Source organism: Telmatospirillum siberiense (assembly GCF_002845745.1).
GTDB lineage: Bacteria > Pseudomonadota > Alphaproteobacteria > Rhodospirillales > Magnetospirillaceae > Telmatospirillum > Telmatospirillum siberiense.
Genome location: NZ_PIUM01000001.1, coordinates 325,697 through 346,815, shown reverse-complemented (window position 1 = coordinate 346,815; position 21,119 = coordinate 325,697). Strand labels below are relative to the sequence as shown.

The window sequence follows — 21,119 nt, the reverse complement described above, 5'->3', positions numbered from 1 at the left end:
CCCCCTGGCGTCTAAGGAAATGACACCATTTCACAGGAGATTTTCCATGGACGAGCGTATGAAAGAACTGGTGGCGGCCGGCGCGTCGGCGGCGGTCAACTGCCATCCCTGCCTTCAGCATCATCTGGCCGAATGCGATCGGCTGGGCATCGATCGTGACGAGGTGAAGGCGGCGGTGGAGGTCGGGATGATGGTCAACCGCGGAGCTGCGGCAAGAACGAAGGACCACATTCAGACCCTGTTGGGAACGGATGTCGGTCCCAAAGGTGGTGGACATGGCTGCTGTGGTTCTTGAGGAATTGGCCGCGCATCGGAAGACGGTGCGCGGCGTCCTCATCCGATTGGTGAAAGATGAGGACCTGGCCGACGATCTTGTGCAGGAGGCGCTGTTGCGCGCCTCCCGCGCTGCCGACGGCATGCGGTTGGAGGCATCACCGGCGACCTGGCTGACCGCCATCGCGCTGAATGTGGCTCGCGATCACTTCCGAGCGGTCAAGCGCATGCCGCCGTTGACATCGCTGGATCAGGCCACCGACATCCCGGTGCCCCACCACCCGGAAGGCGACATTTTGCAGGCTGAAATGTCGGGCTGCATTCTTCGGCATGTGGCGCGATTGCCCGAACGCCAACGCGATGCCGTGTTGCTCCACAATTTCGCCGGCTGCAATCATCAGGAGATTGCGGTGGCCCTGGGCGTGTCCGAAGGGAATGCCCGGATCATCCTCCATCGCGGCTTGGCGGCGTTGCGCGTCAGCCTCAGTGCGGAATGCATGCTGGACTTCGGGGCCGATATCCCTTGTGAGCGTAGATAGTCGCAGGCGAACTCTCAGAAGTTTCAAGAAATCCGGCGTGGCTCCAGGGCACGTAGCGCTTCCGTCAGCTTGGCCAGGAGGCGGTAAAGGTTGCCGATGACACATAATCGGCTTGCTGGCAGATTGGAGCATGTTCGTCGCGATTGCCGGCGTGCACGGGCCACACAAAGGTGTGGGCGTCGATAATCCGGATGGCATCCGTGCCGCCGACCTTTACCGAAGATAGAACCAGGATCAGCGCCAGGGCGGGCAACAGGATGGTCGAGGACACAAGACCGAGCACGACCGCCAATGAAGCTGCCGACGATCGAGCCGGCGGAAGAGCACATGCGAAAGCCGAAAGGCTTTTAGCGACTTCCTTAACGGAGCCTTTTGTCCAAGGAAGGGAACTCGGCATGCCCAATTTTGTGCCCAAAATTTAGTGGAAAATTGGGCACGAAGGCCTATTTCCGGGGGGGGGGACTTACCAGGGCCATAACGGACGAAACCCCTAGGTTTCCCTAGGGGTTTCGATGGTGGGCGCTACAAGGATTGAACTTGTGACCCCTTCCATGTCAAGGAAGTGCTCTCCCGCTGAGCTAAGCGCCCGTCCGGCTGACCCGTTTGGTCCGGCGCCGTGAGGGGTGCGTTTTAGCCGCAACCGCGCGGCTTTGCAACCCCCAAAAATGAGGCTGCTGACGAAGATATGCGAACAGCGTCGGGGGGATGACAGAACGGGCCATTTGCACTAAACCCATGAGCATGGATACAGCGGCTCAACAGGATCCATTCGATACGGTTCTGGACATCCAGATGCCGGCCGAACAACGCGTGCCCGTCGTCTTCGCCTCGCCGCACAGCGGCTGCTATTATCCCGAGGATTTCCTTGCCCAGTCGGCGCTTGATCCGCAAACCCTGCGCCGCTCCGAAGACACCTATGTCGACGATCTGTTCGCCGCCGCGCCGGCTCACGGCGCGCCCCTGCTCCGCGCGCGCTTTCCCAGGGCCTACATCGACATCAACCGCGAGGCCTATGAGCTCGATCCTCAGATGTTCGACGGCCCGCTGCCGGTCTATGCGAACGTCGATTCCCCCCGGGTCAGCGCTGGCCTCGGCACCATCGCCAGGGTCGTCTCCACGGGAGCGGAGATCTATCGGCGTAAACTCAGTTTCGCCGAGGCCGAACGGCGCATCGAGGGCATCTACCGCCCCTATCACGCTACCTTGACCCGCCTCATCGAAGAGACCGAACGCCGTTTCGGCTGCTGCCTGATCGTCGACTGCCACTCCATGCCCTCGATCGGCGGCCCCACCGACGCGGACACCGGCACCTCCCGCTTCGATGCCGTGCTGGGCGACTGTTTCGGCACGTCCTGCGCGCCCTTCATCACCGAGGCGGCGGAAAAGACCCTGCGCGATCTGGGTTTTCGCGTGGTCCGCAACACTCCTTATGCCGGCGGCTACACGACCCGCCATTACGGAATTCCGGCGCAAGGCCGCCATACCCTTCAAATAGAGGTAAATCGCAGGCTCTACATGAACGAGACGACCCATCGGAAGATACCGGGCTTCACCCGGCTGCAGCAGGATCTGACCATCCTGATCGCCACCCTCACCTCTTTGCCGACAAGCGACCTTCGGCCATGAGCAGCAATCCCCTGCCGATAACCCTGCGCGATTCGCAAGAATCCGACATGGCCGCCATTCAGGCGATCTATTCCTATTATGTGACGCGCTGTTGCGCCTCCTTCGAGGAGGTGCCACCCACGGTCGAGGAAATGATCGCCCGACGCGCCAAGACGCTGGCCCGTGGACTGCCGTATCTCGTGGCCGAATCCGACGGAGAGATCGTCGGCTATACCTATGCCGGCCCCTTCCGCGTCCGCTCGGCCTATCGCTACACCATCGAGGATTCGATCTATGTCGCCCCCGGCGTCGTTCGCCGCGGTGTCGGCGTCACCCTGCTGGGCGGCCTGGTGCGGCGCTGCACCGACCTGGGCTATCGCCAGATGATCGGGATTATCGGCGATTCCGCCAATCAAGGCTCCATCGGCGTCCATCGCAAGATGGGATTTGTGCAGGAAGGCGTCCTGCGCGGCGTCGGCTTGAAATTCGGGCGCTGGATCGACGTGGTGATCATGCACCGGCCGCTTGGCGACGCCGACGAGGGTCTGCCGGCTAAAAATCAGCTGGGTCTGCCGCCGATTCCCTGACGGCAGACCCTTCCGGTTCAGCGCACGCAGGTCATTTCGCGTCGTGATGTGAATGGTCGTGTTCGTGCATCGGCGTCCCCGACGAATCACCGCCCGGGCCGTTGGAGGAAACCGATTCCACCAGGACATCGACGGTGACGCGGCCGGCCTGGGCGAAGGTCAGGACCATCGGAAACTTTTCACCCATCTTCAAGGGAGCCTTGAGGCCCATCAACATGATGTGCTGCCCGCCCGGACTTAAGGTGGCATTGCCGCCGGGCGGAATGTCGACTCCGTCCAACGAGCGCATTTTCATGACGCCATCCTCCATCAGGTTGGTATGGAGTTGGGCGCTGGCGACCGTCGTCTCCACGCCGACCAACCTGTCGCCGGTCTTGCCGCTGTTGGTGACCGTAAAATAGGCGGCACCGTTGCTGGCGTTGCCGGCCGTCGCCCGTGCCCATGGGTGGCCGATCAACAGATCGCCCGCTTTATATTCGTGCGCCGAGACGGCAAAGGGTGTCAGGCCGGCGAAAAGAAAAGCGGCGACGATAATCGAATGAACTCGCATCAGTGATATCTCCCTCGGGGCCGACGGCGTTCCGTCGAGGGCGGCCCCTGACGCCGGGATCCGCGATCCACGACGTCACTGCGGACTCCCCGCCCGCATTCCGGCGGGGAAATGAAAAACTATTGAGGATCAGGCGATGGGAGGCGCCCTGGGTGCGTTGGCCCGCGGCGGACGGGCCGTGATCGGGGAGACGGGGGCGACGAACCGGCCCACGACCGACCTCGGGACGGAAAGCGGCGCGATCTCGGGCATTGGAGATGAAAGGTCGACCCCCGCCTGCAGCAGGAGCAGACAAAAAACGCAGATGGGAGCGTGACGTCCGCCGGCAGGATCGGAGGCGGGGCCCTCTTCCGAAGAAACCCGCTCGATGCCGTGCACGGAACAGGTTTCCCGCAGACCGAAGGCGGAAAACCCCTCCATCGCAACCGCTGGCAATGCCGGAGCCGGCAACATCGCCTCGGCCAGCACGATGACTTGAAGCAGTGCGGCCGCCAGACAAGCGATGCCCCCGCGCCACCCCATCCGCAGGAGGGTACGCGGGAAACCGCAGGTTTCGGCCATGCTGGGCGATCTCGTCCTCATCCATGCCGACTATCAGCCAATGATAGAATGATGTCAATTTGCAGAAATCATCAAAAAGCCTAGGGATTTCACATGGGAAAAATTCATGTAGATGAAATTTTCGGCATCGAAATAACCCCAAAGTTATGAAGATCTTAAAAATAGGAACTAGATTCCATAATTGAATTGAAAGTATACTTCGCTGCAAAATTAAAAAGTTACCAGAGATTGATTTATTGACAGATAACTTCCCGCAAAAGTCGTCAATGCTCAATGAAAAAATCCAAAGCGGAATGCCGGGAGAAGCGCATGTTGAACCTGCAGAAACTGTCGATCCGGACTATTCTTGGCTCTCTCGTCGGACTGATGGGAGTGCTGCTGGTCGCCCTGACCATCGGAACCTTGACCGACGCGGCCAAGTCCTGGCGTGACGCGGATCGCCTATCGACCCTCACCACGACCAGCCGCTTTCTTTTCAAGACGCTGTTGGCGACCCGCATGGAACGGGGGACGGAAATCGGCGCCAGCCTCAGCGAGGCGGCAGTCGATGGCGCGGCCCTGACCCGGATCACCGACAATCGCAAATTGGCGGAGGAAGCCTTCGCCGAATGCCTGAAACGGCTATCCGCCATCGAGCTTCCCGACTTGCCGTCCACCTTGTCGCGCCTGAAGGCGGCACATGACGACATGGTTGCATTGCGAACCAGGATCGATCCCGCCATTCAAAAACCCAAGGCCGACCGCGATCCCGAATTGGTGCGGGACATTCCGAAAGTCGGCAGCACCTATCTCGATGCCATCACCACCACCATCGATCTCCTCGACGCTTCGGCGCGGTTGACCGACCCGAACGTCGACCAGTTGCTGACGGTCAAGCGCTCCGCCTGGACGATCCGGGGATTCGGCGGAATGATCGCCGTCCGCATCGAAGGCGCGGCCGCCGCGAAAAAAAGCTGGACCTCCGCCGATGTCGTGGCGGCCGCCGAGGACGCCGGACGGGTGACCAACGCCTGGGCGGTGATCAATGAGGTCGGCATAAGGCCCGATACGCCGCGGACGATCGTCGACGGCATCGCCACGGCCAAGCAATATTTCACCGGCCCGATGGCCGACGAACGGAAATCCATCATCGACACGCTGAGCCGGGACGGCATCGTCACCATGCCGATGGCGGATCTGCAAAAGCGCGACACGGTCGAACTCAATATCGTCGTCGATCTGCTGAATACCGCCCTTGATGAAATGATTGCGCGGGCCAAGGAACTGGGAAGCCAAGCCACGACGACGCTCGTCGTCAGCGTAATCGAACTGTTGGCGGCGACTTTTCTGACGGTGGCGGGTTTTCTTCTGGTCTATCGCCGGGTCAGCCTTCCCCTTTTGCAAATGACCGAGGCGATGCGGCGTCTGGCCGAACATGATCTCGCCGTGGTCGTTCCCGGTGTCGGGCGTTCGGATGAAATCGGCTCGATGGCGCAAGCCGTGCAAGTCTTCAAGGACAACGCCATCAAGGCCGAACACATGGCCAGCGAACGGGAAACTCAAAGAAAAGTCCAGGAAAAGCGCGCCAGCACCCTGGAGACCTTGACCGGAGAATTCAACGACACGATCGAAAAAGTCCTGGAGACGCTACGCGGATCGGCGACGCATATGGAAACCAGCGCGCAATCCATGTCGAGCACCGCCGAACGGACCAACGCGCAGACCAGCGCCGTCGCGGCGGCCACGGAACAGACGTCGAGCAGCGTGCAGACGGTGGCCAGCGCCGCCGAGGAACTTTCGTCGTCGATCCATGAAATCGGCCGCCAGGTCGAACAGTCCAGTCAAATCTCACGGACGGCGTCGGAAGAGGCCGATCACACCAACCAGACCATCACCGGCCTGGCCGAAAAGTCCGCACGCATCGGCGACGTGGTCAAGCTGATCAACGATATCGCCAGCCAGACCAACCTTCTGGCCCTGAACGCCACCATCGAGGCGGCCAGGGCCGGCGACGCCGGCAAAGGCTTCGCCGTGGTGGCCGGCGAGGTCAAGAATCTGGCCAATCAGACGGCCAAGGCCACCGAGGAGATCAGTGAGCAGATCGGCGCCGTCCAGGTGGCCACCGGGGATGCGGTCGCCGCCATCGCCGGCATCGTCAAACGGATCGAGGAAATCAACGGCATCGCGACGGCCATTTCGGCCGCCGTCGAAGAGCAATCCGCCGCCACCGCCGAAATCGCCAGGAACATCAATCAGGCGGCGCAAGGCACGCAAGAAGTGTCCTCCAACATCAACGGCGTCACCGAAACGGCGAAGGAAACCGGCGCGGCCGCCGAGGAGGTCCTGACGTCCGCGCGCAGTCTCTCCCGGGAGGCGGGCTCATTGAAGGAGGTCGTGGAGAAATTTCTAACCGGCGTGCGGACGGCCTGACCGCCGCCGTGCAGCGCCTCGCGAAGAGAACCGGAGACCGGGAACCGAGAGATCGGTCGCGGACTCCGGCCGAAGCCTATGCCTGCCGAAACATGCCGGCGGCTCCCTCCATTGGAACGCAAGCCCTCCACAGAAGTTCTACATAAAATATACACAACACATAAATACATTTTCTGTGAAAACTTACGTAAGATTATAGAATGATGCCAATGTGCAATAAATAATATCCTGATTGAAGAATTAATAAACGTATGAATCACTTGATAAAAATTCGCATTTCTTGCTAAAAATCAGGAAATATCTCCAGTCTTATCAATTTAAACTAGAGATTGACTGTAACAAAACTTTTGCGCGCCGTATGTCTTGCCGAACCGGCCGCGCCAGGAGCGGCATATGCCTGATTTCAAGAAATTATCCATCCGGACCATTTTAGGATTCCTCGTCGGCCTCATGGGCGTGCTTCTGGTCTGCCAAACCATCGGCACCCTGACCGACGCGGCCAAGTCCTGGCGTAACGCGGATCGCCTGACGGACATCACCACCGCCAATCGTTTCCTGTTCAAGACGCTGCTGACGATCCGCGTCGAACGGGGAACGGAAATCAGCGCCAGCCTGAATGAACTGCCGGCCGACGGTGCGGCCCTGTCCCGGATCGCCGACAACCGCAAATCGGCGGAAGAAAGCTATGCCGAATGCCTGAAGCGGCTTTCCGCCATCAGCATTCCCGATTTGCCGGTCACCTTGTCGCGCCTGAAGACCGCACACGACGACATGGTGGCGTTGCGAACCCGGATCGACCCCGCCATCCAAAAATCGAAAGCCGATCGTGATTCCGGGTTGACCCGCGACATCCCGAAGATCGGCGGCGCCTACCTCGACGCCATCACCACTATGGGCGACCTTCTCGACGCCTCGTTACGGCTGGTCGACCCCATGGTCGATCAGTTGCTGACGGTCAAGCGCTCCGCTTGGACCATCCGCCAATTCGGCGGAGCGATCGTGGTCCGCTTCGAAAGCGCGGCTGCCGCCGGAAAAAGCTGGTCTCTCGCCGACATCATGACGACTGCCGAGGATAACGGCCGGTCGGCCACCGCCTGGGCGGCGATCAATGAGGTCGGCATACGCCCCGATACACCGCGAACGATCGTCGACGGCATCGCCACGGCCAAGCAATATTTCACCGGTCCGATTGCCGACGAACGCAAGTCTCTCATCGATACGCTGAATGGAAACGGCCTGATTACCATGTCGCTGGCAGATCTGCAGAAACGCGATACGGTGGAGGTCAATATCATCGCCGATCTTCTGAATACCGCCCTCGATCAAATGATCGTCCGAGCCACCGAACTGGACCGGCAAGCCACGACCTCTCTGATCATCAGCGCGATCCAGCTTTTCGGCGCCATTTTCCTGATGGTGGCAGGCTTTCTTCTGGTTCACTACCGGGTCAGTCTGCCTTTGACGCAAATGACCGAGGCGATGCGACGCCTGGCTGAACATGATCTCGCCGTGGTCGTTCCCGGTGTCGGACGTTCGGATGAAATCGGCTCGATGGCGCAAGCCGTCCAGGTCTTCAAGGACAACGCCATCAAAACCGACCGCCTGTCAGCCGAACAGGAGACGCAAAGAAAAGCGCAGGAAAAGCGCGCCCGCACCCTGGAGACCTTGACCGGGGACTTCGACGGCATCATCCAGCATGTCCTGAAGACGCTACGCGGATCGGCGACGCAGCTGGAAACCAACGCGCAATCCATGTCGAGCACCGCCGAACGGACCAACGCGCAGACCAGCGCCGTCGCGGCGGCCACGGAACAGACGTCGAGCAGCGTGCAGACGGTGGCCAGCGCCGCCGAGGAACTTTCGTCGTCGATCCATGAAATCGGCCGCCAGGTCGAACAGTCCAGCCAAATCTCACGGACGGCGTCGGAAGAGGCCGATCACACCAACCAGACCATCACCGGCCTGGCCGAAAAGTCCGCACGCATCGGCGACGTGGTCAAGCTGATCAACGATATCGCCAGCCAAACCAACCTTCTGGCCCTGAACGCCACCATCGAGGCGGCCAGGGCCGGCGACGCCGGCAAAGGCTTCGCCGTGGTGGCCGGCGAGGTCAAGAATCTGGCCAATCAGACGGCCAAGGCCACCGAGGAGATCAGCGAACAGATCGGCGCCGTCCAGGTGGCCACCGGGGATGCGGTCGCCGCCATCGCCGGCATCGTCAAACGGATCGAGGAAATCAACGGCATCGCGACGGCCATTTCGGCCGCCGTCGAAGAGCAATCCGCCGCCACCGCCGAAATCGCCAGGAACATCAATCAGGCGGCGCAAGGCACGCAAGAAGTGTCCTCCAACATCAACGGCGTCACCGAAACGGCGAAGGAAACCGGCGCGGCTGCCGAGGAGGTCCTGACGTCCGCGCGCAGTCTCTCCCGGGAGGCGGGCTCATTGAAGGAGGTCGTGGAGAAATTTCTAACCGGCGTGCGGACGGCCTGACCGCCGAACGCCACCCCATAAAAAGAAAAGGGGCCCTGGTTACCCAGGGCCCAAGTTTAGGGAGGAAACGTCCAAGAAAGACAGCAAGGGGACCATCGAAGACAGTCCGATTGCTGCAATGCAAAATATATTGCGGATTTTTGCCGCAGCGCAAGCGGAAAAATGCGCAAAAGTAGTAATACTTCCGAAAAATCAAGGATTTCTGCGGATCGGATGGGTCGCAACCCAGCCATGCAACGCTAAATAATCACCCAATCATCTAAGTGGCACGCTTATCGCATGGAACTTGGGGAAATTTGATCTCCAGCGAGAGTGACGATGCAGCGGCAAGCCCTTTACATCCTTCAGGCAATCTTGGTGATGGTCACGGCCGTTTGGCCGGCCGGCCCAGCCCATGCCATGGATGATGCCGCGGTTTGCGGGTTGGAAACAGCCCGCCAGGAAAAGGCCCTGGGCATTCCCGATCGTCTCCTCCATGCCATTTCCCTCGTCGAATCGGGCCGCTGGAACAGCGAAAGCCGGGCAAGTTTTGCCTGGCCTTGGACGGTCATGGCGGAAGGCGAGGGACGTTTTCTGCCGAGCAAGGCGGCCGCCATTGCCGAAGTGAGGAAATTGCAAGCCGCCGGAGTGCGCAACATCGACGTCGGCTGCATGCAGGTCAATCTCCTGGCCCACCCCGATGCCTTCGCCTCACTCGATGAAGCCTTCGAACCGGCGACCAATGTCGGCTATGCCGGCCGGTTCCTGGTCGGCCTGCACGACAGCACGCAGAACTGGCCCACCGCCGGGGCCTATTACCACTCCCAGACCCCCAATCTGGCCGCCGCCTATAAGGCGCGACTGCTCTCCACCTGGGAAAATGCGAAGCAGCATCCCGACCAGCGGCTGCAACTCGCCTCGGTTGAAAACTCCCGCCTCGGCCGCCCCTCCGTCGGCCTTTGGCCGGCCCTTGCGGAAAGCGAGATGGACAGTCGCCCGCTTCCGCAGGCTTCGAACAACAGCGCATTGAAACACATTCCCGAGCGCAAGATCGCGGCGGAAGCTCACAGTGCCGCCGAGCGGGCCGAAGCCAAGCGCATAGCCGATGCCTATCGGCAGGCCCGTCTGGAAGAGTACCGCATGCGCAAGGCCCAGATGTCGCACGGCTGAAGTTTCACCAGCACGCCGTCAATGATACCTAAGATTGTTTATTGAAAAGTTTTTCTCGTAACTGCATAAAATGCATTGAATTTTGATAGTTTTTTTTACTACAGGTTCACACAATCCCATGTAACACGTTCGCAAATCGGGAGTAAGCTCCACCACTCTGGCGATCATTCATGGCATCGCGGAAGGGTTGGACAATGTATTCTTATACCGTGCAAAATCGTTTCTTTCCGCTCGTCGCGGGGATCGCCTTGGCGCTTTGCCTGGCGGCCGCTCCGGCGCAGGCGAAGAAGCACGGTGGAAACGACACCGCCGACAGGGGTGGGCTTTTCCAGCCCCCCGCCCCGATCGCCAAGCCCAATCTGATCATCGATATGTCGACGCCAAAGGTCAGCACCCGAAAAGGCGACGCCATGCGCCAAACCGCGCCGGACGCCGCCGCCACCGTGACGCCTGCCGTGGCGACGACGGAACCGGTTGTTCACGGCACATCGGCGGTTCCTTCGGAGGGCATCGTGCCCGCCAGAGCCTTCGAACCGACCCGCAGCATCGAAAGCATGCGGCTGCATTCCCTTTTCGAATAAATCCGCCGGATCAAATCCAGAGATTGTCGAGCATGCGCTGGGTGACCAGCGTGATGCCCTTCTCCGTGCGAAAGAATCGCTTGGCGTCGAGAACAGGATCCTCGCCGACCACCAGATCGGTGGGGATGGAGCATCCGCTGTCGATGATCGCCCGCCTGATCCGCGAGTGGCGCCCAAGCTCGACTCCGGGCAGCAGCACGGAATCCTCGACGACACAAAAGGAATTCACCCGGACGTCGGAAAAGAGCAGTGACCGGCGGACCAGCGCCCCGGATACGACGCAACCGCCGGAAATGAGAGAATCGACGGCCGTACCACGACGATCATCGGAATCGAAGACGAATTTGGCCGGCGGGTTCTGACGCAAATCCGTCCAGATCGGCCAGTTCTCGTCATACATATTAAGCGCCGGCGTCACCCGGCAAAGATCGATGTTGGCCTCCCAATAGGCGTCCACGGTACCGACATCGCGCCAATAAGCCTCCTCGGCGCCGCCATCCATGACGCAGGAATTCTGGAACCGATGCGCGATGACCGTTTCGCGGCCAACCAGGGCAGGAATCAAATCCCGGCCGAAATCGTGCTGGGAGGCGGCCAGACGCGCGTCCTTTTCCAGAAGGTCGTAAAGCAGATCCGCGTTGAAGATATAAATGCCCATGCTGGCGAGAGCCACGTCGGAACGCCCCGGGACAGGCATCGGATTGGCCGGCTTTTCATCGAAGCGCAAAATGTTGCCGGCATCGTCGACGGACATGACGCCGAAATCGGAGGCTTTGGAAAGAGGCACCTCGATACAGGCGACCGTCACCGCCGCATCCTTCGCGATATGCTCGGCCAGCATCTTGCCGTAATCCATCTTATAGACGTGATCGCCGGCCAGGATCAGAACGTAGTCGGGCGCATGGCGCCGAACGATGTCGAGATTCTGGAAAACCGCGTCGGCGGTTCCCCGATACCAATTCTCCCCTTCCGTCCGCTGCTGGGCTGGAAGCAATTCGATGAATTCGTTGAATTCACCGCGCAAAAACCCCCATCCACGCTGGATATGCTGAATAAGGCTGTGCGCCTTGTACTGGGTCAGCACGCTGATCCGGCGGATACCGGAATTGATGCAATTCGACAGGGCAAAATCGATGATCCGGAATTTTCCGGCGAACGGAATGGCCGGCTTGGCATGCCAATCGGTCAAATCCCGCAGGCGGCTTCCGCGGCCGCCGGCCAAAACCAGGGCGAGGGTCCGTCGCAATTTTCGGGGGATATCGACACCCGCCCCCGTGGTTCGCTCCAAAGGCGTCATGCAATCACCATTGGCTGGCGTTTTTGAACGTTTCGTTAATATCATCTAACGGTGTCATAGTGCGCCACAAAGCTCAAGCATCAATGAGTAAGACAAATGGAAGGGATCGACTGAAATCCTTATCTTTTTCGCCCGAAAGCGCTTTTGCGGGGCTCTTTCGTCGGGTAGGCTGGCAGCCGGCTCGATTTTGAAAGCCCGGTGGACCTGCGGGCGGAAAATGGAAATTGGGGGTGCCTCCTGATGAAGCTATTGTTCGCATCGTCGGAAATTTTCCCCCTCGCCAAAACCGGCGGCCTAGCCGATGTCGCGGGTGCGTTGCCGATTGCTCTTGAGCAAGCCGGGATCGATATCCGCCTGTTGATGCCCGCCTATCGAGGCATCGCCGCCCAAACCGGCGCCCGGCCGGTCGCCAATCTGGGCGATCCGTTCGGCCTGGGCGCCACGACCATCCTTGAGGGACGCGTCCCCGGCAATCGGCTGCCGATATGGCTCGTCGACACTCCGGGCCTTTTCGATCGCGACGGGGGCCCCTATCAGGGCGCCGGGGGAACCGACTGGCCCGACAACGACATGCGATTCGGTCTCTTGAGCTGGGCCGCCGCCCGTCTCGGACAGAAGAACAGCCCCCTCTCCTGGAAACCGGACATCCTGCATGCCCACGACTGGCAGACCGGATTGGCTCCGGCCTTTTTGAAGGCGTGGAACGAACCGGACGGGCCGGGCGTGGTGTTCACCATCCACAACATGGCCTATCAGGGATTGTTCCCTCCGGCACTGGTGTCCAGGCTGGGACTGCCCTGGTCCCTCTACACCATGGAAGGCTTCGAATATTGGAACCAGCTTTCCTATTTGAAGGCGGGCCTCGTCTTCGCCGATAAATTGACCACGGTCAGCCCCACCTACGCCCGGGAGATCCAGACCGCGGCCTTCGGTTTCGGAATGGACGGCGTGCTCGCCCGTCGCGCCACCGATCTGTCCGGCATCCTGAACGGGGCCGATTACACCATTTGGGATCCCCGACGGGATCCCCACCTGCCCCACCATTACGGCGTCGACGACGCCGGTCCCGGCAAGGCCGCGAACAAGGCCGCCCTCCAACGGGAGATGGGATTACCGGAAGACCCGGCGGCACCGCTCATGGTGGTGGTCAGCCGGCTGTCCGATCAGAAGGGAATGGACCTGTTGCTCGCGGTGATGCCGGCGATCATCGCGCAAGGCGGACAATTGGCCGTGGTGGGATCCGGCGAACACGCGCTGGAGGAGGCCCTGCTCAGCCTGGCCAAGGCGAAGCCCAGCCATGTCGCCATCCGTGTCGGCTATTCCGAAGAGCTGGCGCACCGCCTGCAGGCCGGCGGCGACATCCTGCTGATGCCGTCCCGCTTCGAACCTTGCGGCCTCACTCAGATCTACGCGCTGCGCTACGGCACCCTTCCGATTGTGCATCGGACCGGTGGGCTGGCCGATACCGTCGTCGATGCCAGTTATGACTCCCTGACCCAGGGGGCGGCGACCGGTTTCCTCTTCGAGCCATCCCTGGCAAGCGCCTTGCAGTGGGCCATCGAACGGGCGATCGGCCTTTACCGTCATCCCGCGCAATGGGCGCGCCTGCGGACCACCGCCATGCGCCAGGATTTCGACTGGAACCATTCCGCCTTGCGATATTTGAGCCTGTACCGGACGCTGAGACCAACGGCGGAAACCGACCAGGCGAAATCACGCCCGCGAACGGAAGGCCACGCCACATGACTCAACACACCTCCCGGCTGATCGCCGACATCGGCGGAACCAACGCCCGCTTCTCGCTGGTCTATCCCGGCGTCGCCGAACCTCAGGACACGCGCGTTCTGCCTTGTGACGATTATGACGGCCTGGCGGAAGCGGCCACGGCCTATCTCGAAGAGATTGCCCCCCCGGTTCACCCGCTCGCCGGAGCCTTCGCCGTGGCCTGTCCGGTCCTGGGCGATCGTGTCGAACTGACGAACCGCGACTGGATCTTCTCGGTCGCCGAGTTGAAGGAACAGCTCGGCCTGGAACGACTGGAGGTGGTCAACGATTTTATCGCCGTCGCCCTTTCCGTTCCGCGGCTCACCGATGAGCACAAGATTGCCGTCGGTGGAGGCACATCCGTCTTCGGCGCGCCGATCGCCGTCATCGGTCCGGGTACCGGACTGGGCGTCGCCGGGCTGCTGGCCGGTGAGAGCGGCTGGCAGGCGCTTCCCACCGAAGGGGGGCACGTCACCATGGCGGCCGCCACGGAAAAGGAAGCCCGGATCCTCGACTGGCTGCGCGACCGGCATGGTCATGTCTCGGCCGAGCGCGTTCTGTCCGGTCCGGGCCTTCTCAATCTCTATCAGGCGCTGGCCGCACTGGAGGGACGGACGGCGGAGTTCACCTCGCCGCACGAGGTGACGCAAGGGGCCCAGGCGGGCGATTCCCTGGCCGGCGAAACCTTGGCGACGTTCTTCGCCATGCTGGGCACCGTGGCCGGCAATCTGGCCCTGACGCTGGGAGCCCGCGGGGGGCTATTGATCGCTGGAGGCATCGTTCCCACCCTCGTCAAACAGCTGCCGACGTCCGAATTCCGCAGCCGCTTCGAGAGCAAGGGGCGATTCAAATCTTATTTGGCGGCAATTCCAACCCATGTCATCACCCACCCCTATCCGGCGTTCGTCGGCCTCGCCGGGCTGGCTCTTCGGGCCAATTAAACCTTTTTACGGGCCCTTAGGGGGGGGCTCGATCGTCCAGCGCATCGGACATTCGCCGGCATGTCCGTCACGGACGTCCTTCGCGAAGACCCCTCGCTGTTCGTCGACCATCCGATCACGGGCGTCCTGCACGACCTGACGCGCGACATAAGTCTGAATGGCGAAATGATTGCTGTCGAAATGCGCCGCGCCGTGGGTGCTGGGAATTTCCACGCGTCTCAAGGCCGTCCGCAGAACGTCTTCCCCGATATTCTTCTTGTCGGCGGCTCTCAAAGCGCTATCCAGCAACATGGCGGCATCGTAGCCGATCGCCGCATAGGCCGAGGCCATGCGTCCGTAATCGCTTTCAAAGTCAATCTGCATGCGCCGGTTGACCGGACTATCCATATCCTCGCTCCAGAAACCGATGCTGCCGATACCCAGGGCAGCCGGTCCGGAAGCGGCCAGCAGCGTCTGATCGATCAGCGAAGGCGGCCCGAACAGGGGAAAACGGTCCTTGCCGAACATTTCGGCCGATTGGCGGATGAAATTGACAGCCATGCCGCCGGTATGCAGCAGATAGACGGCATCCGGAGCGGCGCTGCGGATGGTCCTGAGATTGGATGAAAAATCCATCTCGCCCCGCCTGCTCGTCATCTCGGTGATGTCGCCTTTGAACCCCCGGCGCAACGCCTGCAGCGCCGCACGCGACGCCGGGGTATCGGGACCGGCCACCACCAGCGTCTTGATTCCGCGCTGCTGCAGATATTGCCCGCTCAAATCATTCATGGTCTCGGTCAAGCCGGCCAACGAAAAGAAGGAGGGGCTGCAATCCCTTCCAGCCATGGAGGCCGGCGGACTGTTGAGACTGATCACCAGGGTCTTGCCGGCGACCGCCGGCGCAAGAAGCTGCGCGATGTGGGAGGGGGAGAGCGAAACCAGAAGAAATTCCAGGCGGTCGTTCTGCTGCATGCGGTCGAGCGCCTGCCGGGTGAGCTTCGCGTCATGCCGGCCATCGGCGACGATCAGACCGAATTCATTGCCGCCGATCCGCCCCCCCAGATGCTTGATGGCGAGACGAAAACCGTCCAGTTGATCCTGCGCCACATTGGCCCCGGGCCCCGACAGGTCGCCGATGAAGCCGATGGTGAGATCAACCGCCCCCGCCACTCCGGCCCACATGCCCGCGCAAAGGGCCATCCCCGCCAGCACACCTCGCCACGCCCTCGTCATTCGCCCATCCCCAATCTTCCGGCGTTCAGCGCTTCTTGGCCCGGGCAAAGGCCTCGGCCAACGCCCCGCCCCCCATCGAGGAGGAAGGTGCGGCCGGGGCCGCCGGCTTCCGAGGCGGCGGCGCGCCATCCGGGCGACGCGCACGCCCCTCCTCGCGCCGTCCCGTCTCGCGATCCCGGAGTGCACGCACCGCCGTTTCGTCGAGACGCATCGACAGGGCGATCCGTTTGCGCCCGAGGTCGACCTCAAGCACCTTGACCTTGACCACATCGCCCGCCTGCACGACCGTGTGCGGATCTTTGACGAACTTGTCCGCCATCATCGAAATATGGACCAGTCCGTCCTGATGGACGCCGATGTCGACGAAGGCGCCGAAATTGGTGACATTGGTTACCGTGCCCTCGAGAATCATGCCGAGACGCAGATCCTTCAGTTCCTCGACCCCTTCCTTGAAGGCCGCGGTCTTGAAGGCGCCGCGCGGATCGCGGCCGGGCTTTTCCAGTTCGGCCATGATATCGGTGATCGTCGGCACGCCGAAACGCTCGTCGGTGTAGTCCGCCGGATCGAGCGATCGGAGGAAAGCACCGTCGCCGATCAATCCCTTGATGTCGCGCCCGGTGCGCCGGGCGATCCGTTCGACCACCGGATAGGCCTCGGGATGCACCGCCGAGCGGTCCAGGGGATTTCCCCCCCCGACGACCCGCAGGAAGCCGGCGGCCTGTTCAAAGGCCTTCGGCCCCAGACGATCGACCTGCTTCAAGTCCAGACGGCTGGCGAACGGCCCATTGGAATCGCGGTGAGTCACGATATTGCGGGCAAGCACCGGCCCCAGACCGGCGACACGGGCCAGAAGCGCGGCCGAGGCGGTATTGACGTCGACACCGACGCCGTTCACGCAATCCTCGACCACCGCATCCAGGCTCCGTCCCAATTGTTGCTGGTCGACGTCATGCTGATACTGGCCCACGCCGATCGCCTTGGGATCGATCTTCACCAATTCGGCCAATGGATCCTGGAGCCTTCTGGCGATCGAGACGGCGCCGCGCAATGTCACATCCATCTCGGGGAATTCCAGCGCCGCCGTTTCGGAAGCGGAATAAACCGACGCACCCGCCTCCGAAACCACGACCTTGGTCAAGCCGAGGGCGGGGTAGCGGTGGATCAGATCGGAGGCGAGACGGTCGGTCTCGCGCGACGCGGTCCCGTTGCCGATGGCGATCAGTTCCGGTTGGAAACGTTCGGCCAAAGCGGCCAGGGCATGGATCGATCCCTCCCAGTCGTTACGGGGCGGATGGGGATGAATGACGCCGGTGTGAACCACTTTTCCGGTTCCGTCGATCACCGCCAGCTTGACGCCGGTGCGCAGTCCGGGATCGAGCCCGATGGTGGGTCGCATGCCAGCGGGCGCGGCCAGCAGCAGGCTTTTCAGATTGCGCGCGAAGACGTCGATCGCCTCCCGTTCGGCATCTTCCCGCAGCCGGGCCATCAATTCGATTTCAAGATGCAGATGAATCTTCACGCGCCAGGCCCAGCGAACCGTATCGTTCAGCCAGGAATCGGCGGGCCGGCCCTTTTCGACGATGCCGAAGCGGGCCGCGATGCGACGCTCGCACTCTCCCGGCAAACGGGATCCCTCCTCTTCATCGGCCGGGGATAACTTCAAAAGAAGTACATTTTCATTACGACCCCGAAACAAGGCCAGAGCGCGATGCGATGGAATCGCGCGAATCGGCTCGCGGTAGGCGAAGTAGTCGGAAAACTTCGCACCTGACTCGGCCATGCCGTCGGCCACTTTCGACGTGACGATGCCGGAGTCCCACAGCAGGTTCCGCAGACCGCCCAGAAGATCGGCATCCTCGGCCATCCGTTCGATCAGAATCTGGCGCGCCCCGTCGAGGGCGGCCTTGACATCGGGGACCTCCTTCGCCGGATCGACGTAGGATTGAGCGACGGCCGACGGATCGAGCGACGGATCTCCCAACAAGGCGTCCGCCAAAGGCTCCAGCCCCGCTTCGCGGGCGATCTGGGCTTTGGTCCGGCGCTTGACCTTGTAGGGAAGGTAAAGATCTTCAAGCCGGGCTTTGCTGTCCGCCGCCTCGATCTGCGCGGCCAGGGCTTCGGTCAGCTTTCCCTGTTCGGCGATGGACTTCAAAATGGCTGCCCGCCGCTCATCCATCTCGCGCAGATACCCCAGACGCTCGTCCAGTTTGCGGAGTTGGCTATCGTCGAGGCCTCCCGTCGCCTCCTTCCGGTAACGCGCGATGAAAGGCACGGTATTGCCTTCGTCGATCAGGCGAACGGCGGCGTCCACTTGGCTGGTGGCGACTGAAAGTTCTTCGGCCAAACGGCGGGTAATGGAAATCATGGTCTCCCAGCGGTCCATTGAATGGTGTCATGCCTTTACCCCAAACCACCCCTCGGGCGCCAGCCCCGCATGGCCCCACAGATCAATCCAACCGGGTCAAAAATTCCACAACACAACTTTAACGAGTTTAACCATCACATATTGTTGTGACATTTTCTTAACTTAAGATAGAATATCTTGTGAAAAATACACCATTCATGGAAATCGATGCTTTTTGCACAACATGAAATGATAAAAAATACTCAGAAATATACTGACGCAAAAAACGGCGTTAGTGAATATTACAAAGCATTTTCTAATGAGAGCAGATTATTATTAAAATGTCTTTCAGCCACTTGTGCCACAATTTTTCTATTCATATCTATTTTATATGCTTCCGCAGTCCTTCGAATACCAGAAGAAACAAATAAATCTCGCGACTGGATTGAACACACAGATCAGATATTACTTCAAACACAGTCTTTGTTGTCCGCTCTCACGGATGTGGAGACTGGTCAACGCGGCTACCTGCTGACACACGACCGCAATTATCTGGCGCCCTTCGAATCGGGTCGGATCCAAAGTCGAAAACTGATCGATTCGGTCAGCCACCTGACCGCCGACAACCCTCTGCAGCAAGCCCGCGTAGCCGAACTGTCGACCCTCGTCGAACGCAAGATCGCCGAAACGAGCGATACGATCGCGCTGGCCGAACAGGGAAATCCTGACGGCGCCCTGCAAAGGGTACGTTCCAATGGCGGCCAGCAAATCATGGACGGGATCCGCCGGGTCGTCGCGGCCATGATCGAGGAGGAGAATCGTCTCGTCGGCATTCGCCGGATCGAGGCCCAAAGGGCCGATTCCGCCATGGAGACCTTTCTGTTCGGAAGCGGTATCGGCCTGTTGGCGATGCTGGTCATCGTCCTGGGAATCTGGGGATATTCCCTGAAGCGCACCACCGAAATATCCCGGGCCAACGAGGAACGGCAGCAGCGGTTGCTCGCCGTTCTCGACATGGCGACGGCGCACATCCGCGATCGGGACGGCGCCATCCGTTTCTGGTCGACGGGCTGCCGGGATCTTTATGGTTACGACGCCACCGAGGCGGTGGGACGCTGTTCACACGATCTGCTGGCCACAGTGTTTCCCCTGCCCCAAGCCGAGATTGAAGCCTTGCTCGAAAGCGACGGCACATGGCGGGGAGAACTGCGGCAACGGACCAAAAGCGGCCGGGAGGTTCTGGTGGCGACGCACTGGACCTTGCTCCGGGCGACAGCCGACCAACCGGACGTGGTGATGGAAACGGACGTCGACGTCACGGAAATGAGGCGCCGAACCGCCGAACTGCGGTCGGCCAACCAGGAACTCGACGCCTTCGCCTATGCCGTGGCCCACGATCTGCGCGCCCCTCTCCGCGCCATGCGTGGTTTCAGCCAGGCTTTGATCGAGGATTATGGAGAGAAATTCGAGGACGAGGCCAAACTCTATCTTGGCCAGATCGACCAGGCGGGACGCCACATGGGAGAACTCGTCGATGGCATGCTGGCCCTTTCACGCAGCGTGAGGGGCGAGATGTCTCCGGAGGACATCGACCTCTCCGCCCTGGCACGGCGCATCGCCGTGGAAATCTCTCAAGCCGAGCCGAGCCGGCAGGTCGACTGGCAGATCCAGCCGGATTTGAAGGCATGGGGTGCGCCGGACATGATCGAACTGGTCGTTCGCAATCTGCTCGAAAATGCCTGGAAATACACCAGCCGCACGCCGAAGCCCGAGATTCGCTTTTTCGCCGAGCGGCAAGCGGACACCTTGTTTTTCTGCGTCTCCGATAATGGAGCGGGTTTCGACATGGCCCATTCCGACAGGCTCTTCAAGCCGTTCCAACGGCTTCACCGCCAAGACGAGTTTCCGGGAACCGGCATCGGGCTGGCCGCCGCCCAACGCATCGTCAAACGGCATGGCGGCATGATCGACGCCAGGGCCGCCCCCGGAAAAGGCGCGACTTTCCGATTCTCCCTGCAACTTTCATCCGGGACGGAGGTTCATCCATGACCATGAGGCCATTGCTGCTGGTCGAAGACAACCGGCAGGACGAGTTGCTGACCCTGCGGGCTTTAAAGCAGATCAAGGTCGCCAACGGCGTCGATGTCGTGCGCGATGGACAACAGGCGCTGGACTATCTTTTCGGCGAGGGCGAGTTCTCCAATCGAGCGGGAGCCGAATTGCCGGCATTCGTCCTGCTCGACATCAATCTTCCCCGGGTCAACGGCCTGGACGTATTGCGCCGCCTGAGGGACAACCCGCGGACCCGTCTGCTGCCCGTGGTGATCCTGACGTCCTCCGACGAAGAACGCGACATGCTGAGCAGCTATGAAAGCGGCGCCAACAGCTTCGTCAGGAAGCCGCTCGATTACGGCGAATTCGTCGAAACCGTCGCCCATCTCGGCGTCTATTGGATGGCGATCAACCATCCGCCGACTCCCGCCTGACGGCATCGCGCTCTACCTTATTGATATTGATATAGAGGCGGATTGACATTCGCTATCACCTCTCCCGCCAAGGGCTACGGCATTCACACATCTTTTTTTCGGTGGAGAAAAATCTGCCGTTTGCGAGCCAAAGACGAAGCAATCCTTCAGTGGCACCGGCGTCCCTGCCGGTGTTCCGGCGGGAACCGGAAAGGGTCCGCCTTCGGCGGATCACCGGCACGGAGGCCGGTGCCACTGTTTTATCAAAGGCTGGCAATGCACTGATAAAACTACGAAATTTGAGATATGTGAATCCTCTAGCCCGCCAAGGGCGGGAGAGGTGATCATC

The 21,119-nt window shown here is 60.9% G+C and carries 18 protein-coding genes and 1 tRNA gene; 12 read left to right on the top strand and 7 right to left on the bottom strand.

From position 1 onward, the window contains the following. Positions 1-46: 46 nt before the first annotated feature. On the top strand, positions 47-295 hold the full coding sequence (locus CWS72_RS01630) for a carboxymuconolactone decarboxylase family protein (protein ID WP_158240461.1): 249 nt from the start codon (positions 47-49) through the stop codon (positions 293-295). Further along, positions 276-812, top strand: a complete 537-nt coding sequence (locus CWS72_RS01625; RefSeq protein WP_158240460.1) for an RNA polymerase sigma factor — start codon at positions 276-278, stop codon at positions 810-812. The genes CWS72_RS01630 and CWS72_RS01625 overlap by 20 nt, the downstream gene beginning before the upstream one ends. Positions 813-876: 64 nt before the next feature. Here the strand turns inward: CWS72_RS01625 and CWS72_RS01620 are convergent, their stop codons facing one another. Both CWS72_RS01620 and CWS72_RS01615 read right to left on the bottom strand, forming a co-directional pair. After that, positions 877-1,104: a hypothetical protein gene (locus CWS72_RS01620; protein WP_101248795.1), complete on the bottom strand. Its 228-nt coding sequence runs from the start codon at positions 1,102-1,104 to the stop codon at positions 877-879. A 221-nt stretch (positions 1,105-1,325) separates the two neighbouring features. Continuing rightward, positions 1,326-1,400: transfer RNA gene (locus CWS72_RS01615), tRNA-Val, on the bottom strand. 147 nt (positions 1,401-1,547) lie between these two features. Here CWS72_RS01615 and CWS72_RS01610 point away from each other — a divergent pair. After that, on the top strand, positions 1,548-2,438 hold the full coding sequence (locus CWS72_RS01610) for an N-formylglutamate amidohydrolase (protein ID WP_241911526.1): 891 nt from the start codon (positions 1,548-1,550) through the stop codon (positions 2,436-2,438). Next, positions 2,435-3,004, top strand: coding sequence for a GNAT family N-acetyltransferase (locus CWS72_RS01605; protein WP_101248794.1), 570 nt, complete (start codon positions 2,435-2,437; stop codon positions 3,002-3,004). The genes CWS72_RS01610 and CWS72_RS01605 overlap by 4 nt, the downstream gene beginning before the upstream one ends. 31 nt (positions 3,005-3,035) lie before the next feature. Here CWS72_RS01605 and CWS72_RS01600 read toward each other — a convergent pair whose 3' ends face one another. Together CWS72_RS01600 and CWS72_RS01595 are read right to left on the bottom strand one after the other, a co-directional pair. Continuing rightward, complete coding sequence (locus tag CWS72_RS01600; protein WP_101248793.1) at positions 3,036-3,554, bottom strand: copper chaperone PCu(A)C; 519 nt, start codon at positions 3,552-3,554, stop codon at positions 3,036-3,038. A 129-nt stretch (positions 3,555-3,683) separates the two neighbouring features. Next, positions 3,684-4,115: a DUF2946 family protein gene (locus CWS72_RS01595; protein ID WP_101248792.1), complete on the bottom strand. Its 432-nt coding sequence runs from the start codon at positions 4,113-4,115 to the stop codon at positions 3,684-3,686. A 309-nt stretch (positions 4,116-4,424) separates the two neighbouring features. On the opposite strand from CWS72_RS01595, the gene CWS72_RS01590 reads away from it, so the two are divergent. From CWS72_RS01590 to CWS72_RS01575, 4 genes are all read left to right on the top strand, one after another. Beyond that, positions 4,425-6,524, top strand: coding sequence for a methyl-accepting chemotaxis protein (locus CWS72_RS01590; RefSeq protein ID WP_158240459.1), 2,100 nt, complete (start codon positions 4,425-4,427; stop codon positions 6,522-6,524). 393 nt (positions 6,525-6,917) lie between these two features. Next, the gene (locus CWS72_RS01585) at positions 6,918-9,017 is read left to right on the top strand and encodes a methyl-accepting chemotaxis protein (protein ID WP_146002590.1); all 2,100 of its coding nucleotides are present in this window, start codon (positions 6,918-6,920) and stop codon (positions 9,015-9,017) included. Between the two features lie 318 nt (positions 9,018-9,335). Further along, positions 9,336-10,166, top strand: coding sequence for a lysozyme family protein (locus tag CWS72_RS01580; protein ID WP_241911525.1), 831 nt, complete (start codon positions 9,336-9,338; stop codon positions 10,164-10,166). A 194-nt stretch (positions 10,167-10,360) separates the two neighbouring features. Next, on the top strand, positions 10,361-10,747 hold the full coding sequence (locus tag CWS72_RS01575; protein ID WP_101248789.1) for a hypothetical protein: 387 nt from the start codon (positions 10,361-10,363) through the stop codon (positions 10,745-10,747). Positions 10,748-10,757: 10 nt separating this feature from the next. Here the strand turns inward: CWS72_RS01575 and glgC are convergent, their stop codons facing one another. Continuing rightward, complete coding sequence (gene glgC, locus CWS72_RS01570) at positions 10,758-12,035, bottom strand: glucose-1-phosphate adenylyltransferase (protein WP_199175510.1); 1,278 nt, start codon at positions 12,033-12,035, stop codon at positions 10,758-10,760. A 249-nt stretch (positions 12,036-12,284) separates the two neighbouring features. Between glgC and glgA the strand changes: the two genes are divergently transcribed. After that, a complete protein-coding gene (gene glgA / locus CWS72_RS01565; RefSeq protein WP_101248787.1) occupies positions 12,285-13,790 on the top strand; it encodes a glycogen synthase GlgA in 1,506 nt (501 codons plus the stop codon). Then, positions 13,787-14,749, top strand: a complete 963-nt coding sequence (glk, locus tag CWS72_RS01560; protein ID WP_101248786.1) for a glucokinase — start codon at positions 13,787-13,789, stop codon at positions 14,747-14,749. The genes glgA and glk overlap by 4 nt, the downstream gene beginning before the upstream one ends. Positions 14,750-14,755: 6 nt before the next feature. On the opposite strand, the gene CWS72_RS01555 is transcribed toward glk, so the two are convergent. Together CWS72_RS01555 and CWS72_RS01550 are read right to left on the bottom strand one after the other, a co-directional pair. Continuing rightward, a complete protein-coding gene (locus CWS72_RS01555; protein ID WP_158240458.1) occupies positions 14,756-15,961 on the bottom strand; it encodes an ABC transporter substrate-binding protein in 1,206 nt (401 codons plus the stop codon). Between the two features lie 25 nt (positions 15,962-15,986). Further along, the gene (locus CWS72_RS01550) at positions 15,987-18,326 is read right to left on the bottom strand and encodes a Tex family protein (RefSeq protein WP_101248900.1); all 2,340 of its coding nucleotides are present in this window, start codon (positions 18,324-18,326) and stop codon (positions 15,987-15,989) included. A 207-nt stretch (positions 18,327-18,533) separates the two neighbouring features. Here CWS72_RS01550 and CWS72_RS01545 point away from each other — a divergent pair, with 207 nt between their 5' ends. Together CWS72_RS01545 and CWS72_RS01540 are read left to right on the top strand one after the other, a co-directional pair. Then, entirely contained in the window at positions 18,534-20,354 is a 1,821-nt protein-coding gene (locus CWS72_RS01545) for a sensor histidine kinase (protein ID WP_101248784.1), read from the top strand. Beyond that, entirely contained in the window at positions 20,351-20,791 is a 441-nt protein-coding gene (locus tag CWS72_RS01540; protein WP_101248783.1) for a response regulator, read from the top strand. Before CWS72_RS01545 ends, CWS72_RS01540 begins: the two co-directional genes overlap by 4 nt. Positions 20,792-21,119: the final 328 nt, after the last annotated feature.